This window comes from Actinokineospora xionganensis, assembly GCF_014323725.1.
Lineage (GTDB): Bacteria > Actinomycetota > Actinomycetes > Mycobacteriales > Pseudonocardiaceae > Actinokineospora > Actinokineospora xionganensis.
This window is the reverse complement of record NZ_JABVED010000023.1, coordinates 1-15,302: the sequence shown is the minus strand read 5'-3', so window position 1 is coordinate 15,302 and position 15,302 is coordinate 1. Positions and strand designations below refer to the sequence as shown.

At 68.4% G+C, this 15,302-nt stretch carries 14 protein-coding genes; 6 read left to right on the top strand and 8 right to left on the bottom strand.

The features are described from left to right. Window positions 1–111: 111 nt before the first annotated feature. From GPZ80_RS28095 to GPZ80_RS28065, 7 genes are all read right to left on the bottom strand, one after another. On the bottom strand, window positions 112–2,322 hold the full coding sequence (locus GPZ80_RS28095) for an RICIN domain-containing protein (RefSeq protein ID WP_187224119.1): 2,211 nt from the start codon (window positions 2,320–2,322) through the stop codon (window positions 112–114). A gap of 144 nt (window positions 2,323–2,466) precedes the next feature. Then, window positions 2,467–2,934, bottom strand: coding sequence for a peroxiredoxin family protein (locus GPZ80_RS28090; RefSeq protein WP_187224118.1), 468 nt, complete (start codon window positions 2,932–2,934; stop codon window positions 2,467–2,469). Window positions 2,935–2,972: 38 nt separating this feature from the next. Then, a complete protein-coding gene (locus tag GPZ80_RS28085; RefSeq protein WP_187224117.1) occupies window positions 2,973–3,563 on the bottom strand; it encodes an RNA polymerase sigma factor in 591 nt (196 codons plus the stop codon). A gap of 144 nt (window positions 3,564–3,707) precedes the next feature. Beyond that, window positions 3,708–4,997, bottom strand: a complete 1,290-nt coding sequence (locus GPZ80_RS28080) for a Gfo/Idh/MocA family protein (RefSeq protein WP_187224116.1) — start codon at window positions 4,995–4,997, stop codon at window positions 3,708–3,710. A 12-nt stretch (window positions 4,998–5,009) separates the two neighbouring features. Beyond that, entirely contained in the window at window positions 5,010–5,816 is an 807-nt protein-coding gene (locus GPZ80_RS28075) for a carbohydrate ABC transporter permease (protein WP_222719984.1), read from the bottom strand. Beyond that, complete coding sequence (locus GPZ80_RS28070; RefSeq protein ID WP_222719983.1) at window positions 5,816–6,748, bottom strand: carbohydrate ABC transporter permease; 933 nt, start codon at window positions 6,746–6,748, stop codon at window positions 5,816–5,818. The genes GPZ80_RS28075 and GPZ80_RS28070 overlap by 1 nt, the downstream gene beginning before the upstream one ends. Further along, window positions 6,741–8,045: an ABC transporter substrate-binding protein gene (locus tag GPZ80_RS28065; protein ID WP_187224114.1), complete on the bottom strand. Its 1,305-nt coding sequence runs from the start codon at window positions 8,043–8,045 to the stop codon at window positions 6,741–6,743. Before GPZ80_RS28065 ends, GPZ80_RS28070 begins: the two co-directional genes overlap by 8 nt. Window positions 8,046–8,177: 132 nt before the next feature. On the opposite strand from GPZ80_RS28065, the gene GPZ80_RS28060 reads away from it, so the two are divergent. The 4 genes from GPZ80_RS28060 to GPZ80_RS28045 all read left to right on the top strand — a co-directional run bounded on the left by GPZ80_RS28060 (window position 8,178) and on the right by GPZ80_RS28045 (window position 12,121). Further along, entirely contained in the window at window positions 8,178–9,314 is a 1,137-nt protein-coding gene (locus tag GPZ80_RS28060; RefSeq protein ID WP_222719982.1) for an ROK family transcriptional regulator, read from the top strand. Between the two features lie 151 nt (window positions 9,315–9,465). Continuing rightward, on the top strand, window positions 9,466–10,731 hold the full coding sequence (locus GPZ80_RS28055) for a glycoside hydrolase family 16 protein (protein WP_187224112.1): 1,266 nt from the start codon (window positions 9,466–9,468) through the stop codon (window positions 10,729–10,731). Window positions 10,732–10,786: 55 nt separating this feature from the next. Continuing rightward, window positions 10,787–11,395 carry a hypothetical protein gene (locus tag GPZ80_RS28050; RefSeq protein WP_187224111.1) on the top strand — a complete coding sequence of 203 codons (609 nt, stop codon included), beginning with the start codon at window positions 10,787–10,789 and terminating at the stop codon, window positions 11,393–11,395. 24 nt (window positions 11,396–11,419) lie between these two features. Then, window positions 11,420–12,121 (top strand): GntR family transcriptional regulator, encoded by a 702-nt coding sequence (locus GPZ80_RS28045; RefSeq protein ID WP_187224110.1) that lies wholly within the window; start codon window positions 11,420–11,422, stop codon window positions 12,119–12,121. 406 nt (window positions 12,122–12,527) lie between these two features. On the opposite strand, the gene GPZ80_RS28040 is transcribed toward GPZ80_RS28045, so the two are convergent. Further along, window positions 12,528–13,487 carry an ArsR/SmtB family transcription factor gene (locus GPZ80_RS28040; protein ID WP_187224109.1) on the bottom strand — a complete coding sequence of 320 codons (960 nt, stop codon included), beginning with the start codon at window positions 13,485–13,487 and terminating at the stop codon, window positions 12,528–12,530. 65 nt (window positions 13,488–13,552) lie between these two features. Here GPZ80_RS28040 and GPZ80_RS28035 point away from each other — a divergent pair, with 65 nt between their 5' ends. Both GPZ80_RS28035 and GPZ80_RS28030 read left to right on the top strand, forming a co-directional pair. Further along, the gene (locus tag GPZ80_RS28035) at window positions 13,553–14,950 is read left to right on the top strand and encodes an alpha/beta hydrolase family protein (protein WP_187224108.1); all 1,398 of its coding nucleotides are present in this window, start codon (window positions 13,553–13,555) and stop codon (window positions 14,948–14,950) included. A gap of 86 nt (window positions 14,951–15,036) precedes the next feature. Beyond that, on the top strand, window positions 15,037–15,302 hold a 266-nt coding region (locus tag GPZ80_RS28030; RefSeq protein ID WP_187224107.1), incomplete at its 3' end, for a hypothetical protein.

Genomic DNA, 15,302 nt, shown 5'->3' with positions numbered 1-15,302 from the left:
CCAACACCGGGACGACAACCCGCTCACCGAGGCTTCAAACCTGCTTCAGCGGGCACCCACTCAGGAAACGGGCCGGGAGCGTGTGCTCCCGGCCCGTTCTCGGTGTCCAGGTCAGCCGACAATCCAGCGCTGCAAAGCTGAACCGGTGTCGCTCTGTTGGGTGACCAGCGCACCGTCCGTCGTGGACGCGGTGGTGAGGAGCAGGCCACTGCTCTGGGACTTCAGCGCATAGGTCCCATCGGCGAGTCTGGTGGCGGCCCAGCGTTGGTTGGCGCCTCCCGTACAGGTCCACTGGACGATCTTGCCGCCCGCGGCGGTCGAGTAGTCGGCCACGTCGACACAGAGGTTCGACTCGCCGTTCTTGATCTGGTAGGTGCCGTCGGGGTTGGACGTGAAGACCCACGTCTGGTTGGCGCCTCCGTTGGGGCTCCAGGTGATGAGCTGGGTGCCCGCGGTGGTGGAGTGGCCGGGGTTGTCCAGCGCCTTGCCCGATGCGGCAAGGGTGTGGGTGCCATCGAGGGTGGTGGGCGGCGGGGCGGTTCCGACCGCGGTCAGGGCGATCGTCTGCTCGGCGGCGGTTCGGGTGCCGCCGACAGCGTTGCCGGTGGCGTTGCTCCACGTGCGCAGCGGGGTGGTCTCCGCGGTGCGGGTGCTGTCGGCGGACAATGCGATCACGAGGCCGCTGTAGCGGTTGACCAAGCGGTACGTGCTGCCGGAGGGCACCACCCACCACTGCCGGCCGACGGTGGAGCCCGCAGTCACCGTGGGCTTGGCGCCCCAGGCCCGGCCGGAGTTGGCCGAGGAGGTGACGCCAAGGGCGTTGCCGGAGCCGACGTTGACGATGCGGTAGGCGCCGTCACCGGTGGGATGGAAGGCCCACCTCTCCGCGTTCGAGCCGGTCGCCGAGCTGACCGACGTCGTCGCCGTGCTGCCGCCGGCCTGCGCGAGGACACGACCCCCGGTCACGCCGATGGTGTACGACCTGCTTGTGTCCACAGGGGACGCAGTGGCGGTCGACGAGGTGATGGTGGCGTTGATGTACTGACCGCTGGTGTTGTTCGCGCAGCCGAAGGAGCAGTAGCTGCGGAAGGTCTTGCCGACGATGGTGGACCCGGTCTTGCTAGCGGTGTCGAGGAACCAGCGGTACCACGACGCATTGCGGTAGCCGCCGGTGTCGCCCAGCTTGAACCACTTCTGGGTCGCGAGGTTGTCGGTCGCGTAGATCTCCTGCGGTGCGTTGCCGGACTGGTCGACCGCCTGCGGGGTGCCGATGTAGAGGCGGAGGTGTGCGTTGTACGCGATGTTCATGACGAACAGCGGCGACGTCGGCGGCATCTTTCCCGCCGCGATCTGCTGGCTCGCGGTGCCGGTGTTGGCCGGGTTGTACTCGGCGGTGGTCGGGGTGTACCCGTTGGCGTTGGTGCTGATCGGAACCATGTTGCTCTCGCGCCCGCCGACGCCCGCCTGCGACCACGAGCCGCCGTACCACTTCTGCCAGGAGCCCTTCGCCATCTTCGACGAGATCGGCGAGCGCGCGACGTGGCCGTAGAACGCCCTCCAGGTCCCCGCTTTGTCGACGATGCGCGAGCCGTAGAACACGTAGAAGTACCCGGAGGCGGCGTCGACGAACAGACGCTGGTCGCCCGTCCCGTAGTGGTAGGTCTGGTTTGGGAAGGCGGCGGTGTCGTTGCGCTTCGTGCTGTACGGCGAGGTGATCGCGTGGTCGCGGATGACCCAGGTCCGACCCTGGTCCTTGGACACGGCGTAGTCGATCGAGTCGTAGTGCAGGCCGTCGCCGAAGGGCTGCGGGGTGAACTCGTTGTGCACCAACCCGTACCAGTCACCGGTGTCCGGGTCCACCCAGACGCCGATCAGCGTGCAGAAGTTGCGCTGCGAGTAGCTGCCCGTCGATGGCGCGTAGGTCGACTCGACGCCCGTGGGGCTGTTGTTGCAGCGCCAGGTGGTGTCGCTGTTCTTGTCTGCCCAGTTGTTCGGGTTGACGGCGTCGCTGATTGGCGAACGGGTCGCCGTCTCGAAGTTGGTGCCGGTGAAGAACTCCCACTCTCGGTGCTGGGTCGCCCCATAGAGGGACGCGGACTGCTGGAAGTAGAACGTCCCGTCCTTGTCGATGTAGGTGCCCGCCCCGGTGTCGGTGGGATGCGGATAGGTGCCAATGGAGTCGACGGTGACGGTGTAGGTCGCGAGCGAGGCCGCCACGGACGGCGGCGCCGTGCCGACCACGGCCAGGGTGGCCACCACGGCCGAGATCGAAGTGACGGCGGCGGCGAGCCGCGCGGGCCGCGAACGAAGCAGGGTCTTCATGAGTACTCCCGAAGGAAGCGCAGGAACCTCTCATGATTGACGGGAGATGAACACAAGTTAACAGATTCAATCAGCTTCAATCATTCCGCAGTCACTTCCGCGCACACGAGGCCTGACCAAGGGTGTCGGCGGAGCGCCGCGGGGTCAGGCCGGGGTGCGCAGGGAGGCGATGGCCGCGGCGATCCCCGCCTTGTCGTAGCTGCTCGTGGGCATGGTGGCGCCGTGCGCGTGGCGGACGACGCCCTGGCGGTCGATGAGGACGCTGCCGGACTGCCGCATCGACCCGAACACCTTCCTGCCCAGACCGATCATCTCGTGTGGACTGCCGTCGCGGCCGGTGAGAACGGGGAACGGGACCTGGTGTTTCGCCTTCCACCTGGCCGCGGTCTCACGATCGTCCGGGACCGCGAGAAGCACCTGAACGTCGTCGGCCGCCATGTCGTCGCCACGGTCGACGAGATCTCGGACATGCCGATTGCAGACCGGACAGGAGGTCGATCGCATGAAGTAGATCAGCACCGCGTGCCTGCCCTGGTAGTCGGAGAGGAGGACGGTCTGTCCCTCGGTGTCTTCCAGAACCATTCGCGGTGCGGGCGATCCGGATTCGAGCATGGCGAAGCTTCCCTTCGGGTTGGGATTTGTCGTTCGGGTCAGGCGCTTGTGGGGTCGACATCGACCGTCGTCTGCCCACGCAGGGTGAGCCGGAGCGTGGTCCTGGCCCGATGCAGGTTGGACTTCATCGCCGCGGTGCTCACCCCTAGCGTCTCGGCGACCGTCCGTCCCGGGTGACCCAGGACGTCACGCATGATCAGCACGCGGCGCTGAAGGTCGGGCAACGCCCGGATGGCCTCCGCCACGCGCTCGGCTTCCAGCCGCCTGAGCACTTCGTCCTCGGCCGACGCGACGGGATCCGCGGGGACCTCGTCGCGGTGGTCGAGCAGGCGTTGGGCCCGGCGCAGGCACTCATTCCGGACAATCCGGAACATCCAGGAGGCAAGCGCCGCCGAGGCACGCAAGGACCCGATCTTGCGATAGAGCACGATCAACGCCTCCTGCGCCGCGTCCTCGGCGTCCTGCGACGACGCGCACAGCTGCCTGGCGAAGCGCCGCACATGCGGATGGGCCCCGTGCACCACAGCGGTTATCGACTCCAGGTCACCAGCCTGCGCGGCCTTGATGAGCTGCTCACTTGCCCAACCACGAGCGACCACATCCACCTCCCCAGCGCGTAGCGAGTCCATCGCACCTGTCCCTCTTGACGTAACCATCGCCCATAAGAGGACCTGACACCGCAAAAGGATTCACCCCGGCCGGACAAACCTCGAAGTCCGGCTCATTTCAGCAGACCTGAGCGCCGTCGTCCGGGACGCGCCGCTCCCCCGCGGTCAAGACGCCAACTGGCTTCCTACCGCCGAAGGGTGGGGCGGCTGGATGGTCACGACGGTTCCAGTGTGCCGGGCACGCTCGGCCGCCCACACGATCTTGTGTGATTCAAGGCTTTCGGCCGGTCCGCTGGTCACGAGGCGGTGCTCGTCCGTGGACAGCGCTGCGAGGAAGGCCTTGACCAGTTCCGTGTCGGCGCCGCCGTGTCCGTCGGCCGCCGAGGCGCTGCCGGTGGTGGTGTCGAAGGTGATGCTCTCCTGGGTGTCGGTGAGGAAGTCGTGGACGACGATCCGCCTGCCGTCGCCCTCGATGCTGCCCTGGGTGCCGAAGACGCGGGTCTTGCGGAAATCCAAGGCGCTGAACGCGGTCATGGTGAACGAGGCGGTGACGCCATCGGTGAACTCGAGGTTCACCACCTGATGGTCCACGACATCGTTGTGTCCTGAGTAGACACACACGCCGTACGGGCCTTCCTCCAGCGCCTTGCGCACGCCGTCGGCCGACACGTCGTCGGTGAGGACGCCCAGTGGCCACCGCTCGAACACCGGATCGCCAAGGAACCGTTCGTAGATCCGCACCGCGGAATACGCGCATGACCGTTCGACCGGGCAGTCCGAACAGCGGTCACCCGCGCCCGCGGGCTTGTTCTCCGGGCGGAACTGGAACAGTCCGCCGAAGGAGGAGACGCGCTCGACTCGACGACCGATGATGTGGATGAGCCAGTCGATGTCATGTGAGGACTTCGCCAGCAGCATCGATGAGGACGTCTCCTCCACGGCCCACTGCCCGCGGACGTAGGAGTGGGCGTGGTGCCACCACCCGACCGGCTCCAGATGGTCCACGGTGACGATGTCGCCGATCCGGCCCGCGTCGACCAACTCCTTGAGGCGCCGCGAGTATTCGGTGTAGCGCAACACATGGCACACAGCGAGAAGCACGCCGTTGCGCTGAACCGCGTGGACGATCCGCTCCGCGTCGGCCTGCGTCGGCGCCATCGGTTTCTCCAGCAGCAGGCCGTAGCCGCGGTCGGCCAACGCGCAGGCGGGGTCGGCGTGCAGGCGGTCCGGGGTGGCGACAATCGCGGCGTCGGCGAGCTTGGGCACCGCGGCGAGGTCCGACCAGTCCGCGAAGACGTGTGAATCTGGGATGTCGAACTCGGCGGCCAGCGCGGTTCTGCGTGCGTCGTCGGGGTCGGCGACGGCGACGACGGACGCGGCCCCCAAGCCGACGGCGATGCGGGCGTACGCGGCGCCGCGCGCGCCCGCGCCGACAATGGCCAGCGTGACTGTCACAGGTGAAGGCTCCTATTTCACGGCACCCTGGAGGATGCCTTTGATGAAGTGGCGTTGGAAGAACAGGTAGAGCAGCACGATCGGGGTGATCACGATGATGGTTCCCGCCGACAGCAGCGGGATGTTCTTGCCGAACTGCTGCACGAACTTCCCGAGGCCCGCGGGCGCGGTGCGCTTCGCCGGGTCCTGGATCAGGATCAGGGCGAGCAGGAAGTGATTCCACGCCCACATGAAGTTCAGCAGCCCCAACGTGGTGAGCGCGGGTCGCGCCGTGGGCAGCAGCACCGACACGAGGGTCCGCCAGTGCGAGGCGCCGTCCATCTCGGCGGCCTCGACGAGTTCCCGAGGCAGGGACTCGAAGTGCGCGCGCATCCAGAACACCCCGAACGGCATGAACGCGCCGATCAGCGGCAGGATCAGCGCCCAGTGGCTGTTGAGAAGGTCGAACGAGCGCATGTCGTAGTACAGCGGGATCACGATCGCCTCGAACGGCAGCGCCAGGCCGAGCATGAGCAGCGCGAACAACGGTCCCTTGATCCGCAGGGTGCACATGGCCAGCCCGTAGCCCGCGAGGGTGGCCATCACCAGCGCGATGGGCACGACGCCGAAGGCGACGATCGCGCTCGAACTGAGCAGCGACCCGAAACCGGCCGTGGTCCACGCGGTCGCGAAGTTCTCCCAGTGCGGCGACGACGGCCAGGCGAGTCCCGGCGACAGCGTCGACGGCGGCTGCAGTGCGGCGGAAAGGATCGCCAGGAACGGGAACAACACCGTCGCGGCCGCGAGGACCAGTGCGCCTCTGGTGAGGAAGCGGGTCATCATCGCTCCTTGGTCAGGCGGTTGATGCCGTACATCACGGCGCAGGTGAGCACGCTGAGCACGGTGGCCAGCGCGCACGCGGTGCCGACACGGCCCGCGGTGAAGACGAGTTCGTAGACCTGCACACCGGGCACGGTCGTGGCATGGCCAGGGCCGCCACCGGTCATCACGTAGACGATGTCGAAGCCCGCGAGCGCGGCGATGATCGTGACCGTCGCGGCGACGCCGATCTCGCGGCGCAGACTCGGAACCGTGACGTGCCAGAACTCGCGCACGGGTCCGCAACCGTCCATTTTGGCCGCTTCGTAGAGCGACTGGTCGATCCGGCCGATGCCGGAGAGGAGCAGCAGGAAGCACAACCCGGTGCTCACCCACGACCCGATCAGACCCACGGCGGGGAAGGCCCACGTGAAGTCGCCGAGCCAGGCTCTGGCGAAGTCACCGAGGCCCACCGCCCCCAGCAGCTGGTTGAGCGGGCCGTCCTCGCTGTAGATCCATTTCCACACCACGCCGACGGCCACCAGCGGCAGGATCTGGGGCAGGAACAGCACCGTGCGGATCACCGGCATGGCTCGCCAGGGGGTCGCGGCCACCACGGCCGCGAGCACCAGTCCCAGCACGATCGGGATGACGGTGTAGAAGACGATGAACCCGAAGGCGTTGAGCAGCGCCGCGCGCAGGGCGGGTTCGGCGAGGATCTCGGCGTAGTTGTCCAAGCCGACCCAGGTGGCGACGCCGACGCCGTTCCACTCCCACAGGGAGATCCACACACTCTGCAGCCAGGGCGCGATCACGAACGTCAGGTAGAACAGGAAGCCGGGAGCGACGTAGAGCAGCGGCACCAACCGGTGCGCCTGCCGCCTTCGCCGCCGGGTGGCGGTGCCCGCTCTGGACACCGCCATCCGGCGCGGCGCGTAGGCCGTCTCAGCCATGGGTCTTGGCCCAGTCGGTCTGGATCGCACCGATGAAACCCGCGCCGTCGGTCTTGCCCGCGATCAGCTCCTGCGTCGCCGCGGTCAGGGTGTCGCCCATCGTCGCCGTCGCGTTGTTGTTGAAGCCGACCAACCCGTTGTCCGCGTTGACCTTCGTCCAGGCGGCCACGATGTCGGCCATGACCGTGCCCGGCTCGGGCTTGGCCGCGGCGACGTCGGCGGGCATGAAGCCCGCCTTGAACTCGGCGGCGGACGCGGCCTCGGAGTGCAGATAGTCCAGGAACAGCGCGGCGGCGTCGGGGTTGGCGCACTTGGCCGAGATGCCGTAGGCCACCGAGGTGCCGATCGCGGTCGCTTTCGCGCCGGGGAAGGCGAAGAAGCCGACATCGCCGTTCATCCGCTCGCCGATCTTGGCCGCGTCCCAGTTCCCATCGATGAAGAAGACGCCCTCGCCCTTGGTGAACTTGTCCACCGCGCCCTGCAGGTCGACGCCGTTGGCGTCGGCGGGCAGGTAGCCCTTGCCCGCCCACTCCCGCACCTTGTCCGCGCCCTGCCTGTTCCCCGGACTGTCGAAAGTGGACCCCTTGTGACCGAACGCCCAGGTGGCCGCCTTCTCGGCGCCGTCGTGGGACTGGCCGATCAACTGGACCGCGAACGAGGCGTGCCCTTCGGCGTTGCCCAACTGCACCGGCAGCTCCCCCGCCGCCTTGGCCTTGGCCAGGGCCGCGTCGAACTCCTCGAGGGTCTTCGGGGGACTGGCGATCCCGACCTTGGCGGCCTTGGCCTTGTTGTAGTAGACCCCGACGATCGAGAACCCGGCGGGCGCGGCGTAGAGATCGCCGAATCCCAGCGTCTTGCCGTCACCGCCGACGCGCCACTGCGCGAGCTGGGTGCTCGGGTACACCTTGTCCCACGAGTAGGCCTTCTCGTACGCCGCGAGGCTGCGCACCAGGTTGTCCTTCACCGTGGTGCCGACCGAGTTGAGCAGCACGATGTCGGGCGACTGCGCCGAAGCCAACGACAAGTTGAGGCTCTTGTTGTAGTCGTCGAAGTTCGTGTCCTGGTACTTGATCTTCACCGTGGGGTGCTTGCCCTCGAACTGGGTGATGATCGACCTGATCGCCGCTCCGGATTCCGGAGTGGACACCAGCGACAGGGTCACCTCGCTCGTGGGAGCCGCGGTCCCGACCGGGCCCTGCTGGGCGGGGCCTTGCGCGTTCGAGGCGCCGGGTGGGGCACAGGCCGCCACGAGAAGGCACGCGCCGATTCCGGTCGCGATGGTCACCTTGAGCTTCATACGACTCTCCTGAGCGATGCGCGGCGCGTGCCCGACGTGGGCCGACGGAGCGGTCCGCACGAGTTAAGAAAGGAAGTTTTGTTTGATATGATGCGACTCCGGTGCGCAGGCGTCAAGGGGGACCCGACAATGGTGAGCGAACTACCCGGTGGAGACCAGAGCGCGCTGCGCCACCTCAACACCCGACGCGTGCTTCAGTTGCTCTACAACGGACCCGCGATGACCGTGACCGCGGTGGCGAACGCGACCGAGCTGTCACGGCCCACCGTCCAGGCCATCCTCACCTCCCTCGTCGACTCCGAACTGCTGCGACTCGACGGACACGACGCGGCCAAGCGGGGCGGCAGGCCCGCCCAGCGGTATCGCTTCAACGGTGACGCCGGACTGGTCGCCGGCATCGACATCGGCGCGCACACCATCGCCGTCCGCGTCGCCACTTTGGGCGGCTCACTCGTGGCGTCGGCGCGTCGGGCGGTTCCCACCGACGCGGACCGCGCGACCAGGATCGACCTGGCGATCGACGTGCTGACCAGCACCGTTCCCGCAGGCAGCAGTCCGCTGTGGGCGGCGGCGGTGGGCACTCCCGGCATCGTGGACGAGCACGGCGTCGTCCGGCTGTGCGTGGCCATTCCCGAATGGACCGGGGTCGCTCTCGCCGAGGAACTCGGCTCCCGCCTCGGCTGCCCGACCACGGCGCTGAAGGACACCAACCTCGCGGTCCTCGCCGAACACCGCGTCGGTGCGGCCCAGAACGTGCCTGACGCGCTCTACGTGCACGTCGGACACCGACTCGGCGTGGGACTCCTGGTCGACGGCGTGCCGTTCACCGGCCGTTCGGGCTCGGCGGGCGAGGTGGGCAAACACCCCGCCTTCGGCTGGGAGGAAGCGCCCGGCCGACTGGCCGCCGACGCGGGACTCCGCGACGCGGGCAGCGAGGCGGCGAGTGAGTGGATCTTCTCCAAGGCGCGACAGGGCGACCCGCTGCCGGTGGCCGCGGTGGACACCTTCGCCAAGACGCTGGCGGGCGGAATCGGCGCGATGGTGCTGGCCATGGACCCGCGGCTGATCGTGGTCGGCGGCGGCCTGGCGAGGGCGGGCGCGGTGATCGTCGACCCGATCCGCAAACACCTGTCGGCCATCCTCTACGAGGTGCCGCCGCTGGCGCTGTCGACACTCGGCGAGGACGCGGTCGCGATCGGCGCGCTGGAATCGGCGCGCGACCAGGTCCGACACCTGCTCGTCGCCAAGGCCGACTCGGCCGCCTCTTGACAACGCCGCATGCCGTGGGTCACATTTCAAACGAAGGTTTCTTACGTAACTGACGCCGGACGCCCTTCTCGACTCTCGTGAGGGCGGTCCCGTCGGGTCCTTCCCACACGGCGTGATGCTGGCGCATCTCGCCGGCAGAGAGGCAGGCAGCATGCGTTTACGTCTCCGCGCGGCCGTCATCGTGGCGGTTGTCGGCTGCGCGCTCCCCGGGGTCGGTTCCACCGCCCAGGCGGCGGACTTCCCACCCAATCCCACGACGAAGTCGGGCTACACGCTCGACTTCCAGGAGGAGTTCTCGGGAACCTCGCTCGACACCAACCGCTGGCTTCCCTACTACCTTCCACATTGGACGGCTGACCGGGAGAAGGCGAAGGCCAGGTACACCGTCGCCGACGGCGTGCTCACCGAGCGAATCGACCCGGACACGCCCGCCTGGAGTCCCGAACACGACGGGACCGTCCGGGTGTCGAGCATCCAGAGCTACAACAAGGACTACTGGCACCGGTTCAACTCCACCGCGGTAAACCGGCACGAGCCCGACTTCAACGGCTACTCCACGATGTACGGCTACTTCGAGATCCGCGCGAAGAAATCGGCCGTGGGCGGTGGCGGCCACCAGGCGTTCTGGCTGGTCGGGACCCAGGACACCAGCAGCGCGTCGCGCAACCCCGAGATCGACTTCATCGAGACCTTCTTCAGCAAGCCGGACACCTGGCGCATCGCCGCGTACGGCTGGGGCGACCCGAACTTCCTGTCATCGTGGGTGCTGCACGAGAGCCCGGTTCCGAGCGGACAGCCGACGCAGGAATACCACGTCTACGGGATGGACTGGACCCCGACGGGACTGAACTTCTACTACGACAACCAGCTCTACAAGACGATCAACGACGCGCCGAACATGCCGATGGGCATGATCCTCGGCATCTACACCGACGCTGGATCCGGTCAGCACAACGAGGTGTGGCCCAAGTCCTGGAGCGTCGACTACATCCGGGTGTTCAAGAAGGACGGCGGGTATCCGAACTCCTACGAGCGGATGAAGAACCACCAGACCGGTCAGTACATGCACATCGAGAACAAGACCGGGAACCTGCAGTACGGAGCCGTGCCCAGCAGCGCCTGGAGTTCACAGTGGACTCGGGAGACGAACGGCGAGGGCTACCAGCGTTTCCGCAACCGGTGGACCGGCGAGTACCTCAACGTGGAGGCGGACAACGGCGTGGTGCACCACGGAAACCTTGCCGCGACCGCGTGGAGCAGCCAGTGGACGGCGGAGGCCGTCGGTGGCTACCTGCGGTTCAAGGACCGGTGGCGCGGCAAGTACATGCACACCGAAGGGCTGACCGGCGACGTCCAGCACGGGACCGTGCCCAGCACGTACTGGACCAGCCAGTGGACCGCTGAACCCGCGTCCTGACCAGCAGCGTGGTGCGGGCGGGCCCACCCGCCCGCACCACGCGGATCGGATCACCATGCGTCTCGCCATCGCCGTCGTCGCCCTGTGCTGGCTGTTCTCCGGCTGCTCCCCCACGCCCGCCGCACCGGGCACCCACGCGGCGGGCGGACCGCCTCAGGGACAGAGCCTGTGGAAGCTGGTGGACGCCGCGGGCGCGGTGGTCGCCACCGTCCCTGACGACGACCCCGACGTGGCGGCCGTCCGCAAGACCGTCGTGCTGCACTCCGGCGTCGTGGACAACCGCGACTCCGCGTCCGTCGCCGCCGCCGTCCGCGACGAGTTCTCCTTCTACGACAACGGGTTCATCAAGCAACTACAGGACAAGGGCTACCTGTCCAGCGTGACCGGGATGTTCCAGTCCAACGGACTGCGCACCCGCCAGGTCGCCGTCGCGTGGTACGAGTCCACCCTGCTGCGCGAGCGAACCTCGGCAAAGGTCCAGATGGAGTCCACCATCGAGTTCACCGCGGCGGAACCCGCATATCTGGCAGGACAGCAACTCGCCCTTAACACTCCCTACCTGCAACGGCGGTCCATCAGCCTCGCCAAGGTGGACGGCACCTGGAAGATCACCGGCATCGAGAAGTACCCCCTCACCCGACACACCCCTCCCCCGGCGGGTTGACCACACGAAGTCGGGGCCGCAACCATGGACACCAAATACCGCCTGGTCGCCGACCAGCTGATCGCGGCGATCGACCGGGGCGAGTACCCGATCGGCAGCGCGCTGCCCCCGCTGCGGGAACTCACCCGAAGATTCGACGTCGCCCGCGGGACGGCGCGCGCGGCCATCGCCGTGCTCGTGACCGACGGCTTGGCGGTCGTCAGACAGGGCGTGGGCACCCTCGTGTGCGCGACACCGGCCCGACAGCCACAACCGGCGCCGCGTCGAGAGCACCTCCAGCTGGTGCTGAGCGGGTGGACCCCCGTCGGCGCGGACGTGGCAACCCGGCTCGGTCTGCGGACGGGAAGCCTTGTCGTGCACCGAATCCGTCACCACCGGACCGGGCAGCGGGTCGTTCGGGTCGACGAGCAATGGATTCCGGAGACAGTCGCGGGCCGGATCGCGCACCACACCGGCCACGACATCGCCGACTTCGAGAACACACCCCACACCGACCTGACCACCCTGATGCGCCACGCAGGCCTGAGCCCGGTCGTCGCCGTGGTCACCGTGCGGGCCCGGATGCCCGCCCAGGTCGACTGCACGACCCTCGACATCCCGGCCACACAGCCGCTACTCGTCACCGACAACGTCGTCCACGACTCGACCGGCAAGGCCCTCGAGACAACAACCAGCATCGGCTTGTCCGACCACTCCACTCCGATGCTCACCATCCCGGCCCTCTGACCGCACCGAGTCAGGTCAGATCGTCACGCATCAACGTGGGCAACGCGCTTTCGAGAATGCGACACAGCCCAAGATCCACCCGTCGCACGATGGCTCGGTAGCGAGGTTCAGTGAGATTCGAGCACGTAGGCTTTCAGGACGCCCTGCGTAGCGCGCTGCTCTGGCCCCGCGCGGTGTATGCGACGGCGAGCAACTCCGCCACCCGGGCCTCATCAACAGCATCGGTTCCGCCGGTCTGTTGGCGACGTAGACCTTATACAGCGCGGAAGCGCGGACGACTTCGCGCCTAGCGGTGAAATCAGAATCGCACTTTGCTCAGGTATGTCCCCAGTGAGAACGCCGCAAGGACCATTCGCGCCGCACGCGGGCGAATCCGAACTGATTCCCCAGCGCGTCGCCTGACGACTCATATCTGGACGGCGCCGCCTGCCAGTGTGTTGTGCCCCAGTGGAGTCAGCGTGTGCCGGACCGCGCGGCCCTCCCGCGACGTGGTGATCAGCCGGGCCCGGCGCAGCACCGACGCGTGTTCCGACGCCGAGGCCAGGCTGATGGCGAGCCGCTCGGACAGTTCGCTGGTCGTGGCTCCCCCGTTGATCGCGCGCAACGCCGCCGCCCGGGTACGGCCCAGCAGGTCGGCCAGCGGGTCACCGCACTCCGGCTCGGTCGTGCCAAGGCGAAGCGCACCGCGCGCCGGGTAGGTGATGAAGCACGGTCCGTCCGGCTCGATCAGCACGTACGGGCGCCGCCACATGAACACCGACGGGACCAGCCGGACCTGGCGGCCCGCGGGCGACGCCTCGCGGTCCGGTCCGCCGTCGATCTCCAGGACCGGGCTGCGCCACCGCATCGCCGGGTGCAGCGACTCCAGCAGGCCGCCGATGCCCCGCTCGGCCAGCACCGACGCGCGGTAGGCCAGGTCGTCGGAGATCACCGCGCGCACCGAGGGCAGCTCATCGGCGAACGCGTGGTGGTAGCGCCGCAGCGCGTCACCGACCGCGGTCCGCGCCTCGCGGTCGCCGGAGGCCAGCAGCCGGGTGAACAGAGTCGGGCGGATGCCCGCCGCGATCAAGTCGGCGGCGATCTCGGCGGCGGGCAGCGCGGCGAGGTGCTCGACCACGTCGGCCGGGTCGTCGGTGCGGACGGTCAGGAAGTCGGGGGCCGGGGAGACAGGGGGCACCAGGTCGAGCAGCGGCCGCATCCGGTCGTCCACCCTGGTCCGGAACCGGCGGCGCCACCCGTCGAACGCGGGCAGCGGGCGGGTGGTCAGCAGCGCGCCGCTGCAGACGGCCTCGATCGTGGCCGCGACACCGGACGTCGAGAGGGTGGTGCGGGCCAGTTCGTCGAGGTCGAACCGCAGCCGGAGCATTGCGTGAGATCTTCGCAGGTTTCGCCGGTGCCCGAAAGGATGGCGGAGGTGCCGGGGAGCGCTCCATGCTCGCCGCCATGCGCCGAGTCTTCCTGCTGTTCGCCACCCTGCTCCTCGCCGTGGCCGGACTGGCCGGTCCCGCTTCCGCCGCCTCCTCCCGGAGGATCGAGGGCACGGTCGGGACCACGCCGTTCGTGATCGAGGTGCCGTCGAGGTGGAACGGCACGGTGCTGCTCTGGAGCCACGGCTACCTCGCCACGCCCGGCGCCCCGAAACCCGCGCCGGAGGTCGACAACGACCACCCGGCATTACGCGCGTGGCTCCTCGACCGGGGGTACGCGATGGCAGGCACGCAGTTCGCCATGACGCCGTACACCAGCTCCACGATCGTGCGCGAGCAGCTCGCGGTCCTGGACAGGTTCACGGCGGAAGTGGCGCGCCCGCGCCGTGTCATCGCGTGGGGCAAGTCGCTCGGCGGGCAGGTCACCACCGTGCTCGCCGAGCGACACCCCTCCCGCATCTCCGGCGCGCTGCCGATGTGCGCGCCGATCGCCGGGTCGGTCTCGCACCACAACGGCCTACTCGACGTGGCGTTCGCACTGAAGACGTTGCTCTGGGCCGGGGAACCGGTGAAGATCACCGGCATCACCGACCCGGTGGCCAACCAGAACCTGGCGAACCCCCTGATCCGGGCCGCTCTGAACACCCCGGAGAGCCAGGCCCGGCTCGCGCTGGCCGCGTCGTTCGGCGACATCCCGGCGTGGGTCGACTCCCTCGCGCCGCGGCCGACCGACGGCTCCGAATCCGCGATTCACCTCTACCTGCTCATGCGCTACCAGCTCGGCAACCAGATGTTCGGCCACGGCCGGGCGCAGCTGGAGCACGAACTTGGCGGCAACCCGAGCTGGAACACCGGCGTCGACTACCGCGCCCAGCTCGCGAAGTCCAGCCAGCACGCGCTGGTGGAGAAGCTGTACGCGGCCGCCGGGCTGGACCTGGCCGCCGACCTGGCGACGCTGAACGCCGCGCCGAGGATCGCAGCCGACCCGCGCGCCGTGGCGAAGCTGTCCGCCGAGTCGGCGACCACCGGGCTGGTGTCCGTCCCGACTCTGACCCTGCACTCCACCGGCGACGGCACCGACGTCGTCGAGGCGCAGCGGTGGTACGCCGACAGCGCGGCCCGGTTCGGCCGGTCCGCGAACCTGCGCCAGGCCTACGTCGAGCGCGCCAACCACTGCTTCTTCACCGCCGCCGAGGAAATCGCCGCGCTCCGCGCCCTGGAACACCGGCTCGACACCGGAGCGTGGGGCGACACCAGCGCCGCCGGGCTGACCACCGTCGCGAACAGCTACGGCGACGAGTACCGCACCATGTGGAGCTACTACGCCGAAGGCACCGCCACCGTGCCCGCCGCGTTCGTCGACCTCCGCCCGGCGAAGCTGCCGCGTCCGTTCCCCTGGTGAAGCGGGTAGCGCGTCGGCCGTGCCGGTCGACTTCGTGGTGAGCTGAACCGAGAACGGAATCAAGTCCGTGCGCCTGGGGTTCCGACATGATGAACGGCAAGGGCGTGCTGGAGGTCGAAACGATCGCCACCGGTGAGGCGATCACCGGTACCTACGCCGAGACCTTGACGCAGTACCACCAGAAGGTGCTCTGGTCTCGCGAGCCGGGCCGCGGCCTCCACGGGAGTCGCGCGGTGACCGAGATCATGGTCTGGCGGATCGAGATCGTCGACGAGCACACCGAACGCACCCGGGCCCAGACCGGGGTCGGCGCCGTGTGTCAAGCACCGGGTTTGATGGAGGCTGTGATCAC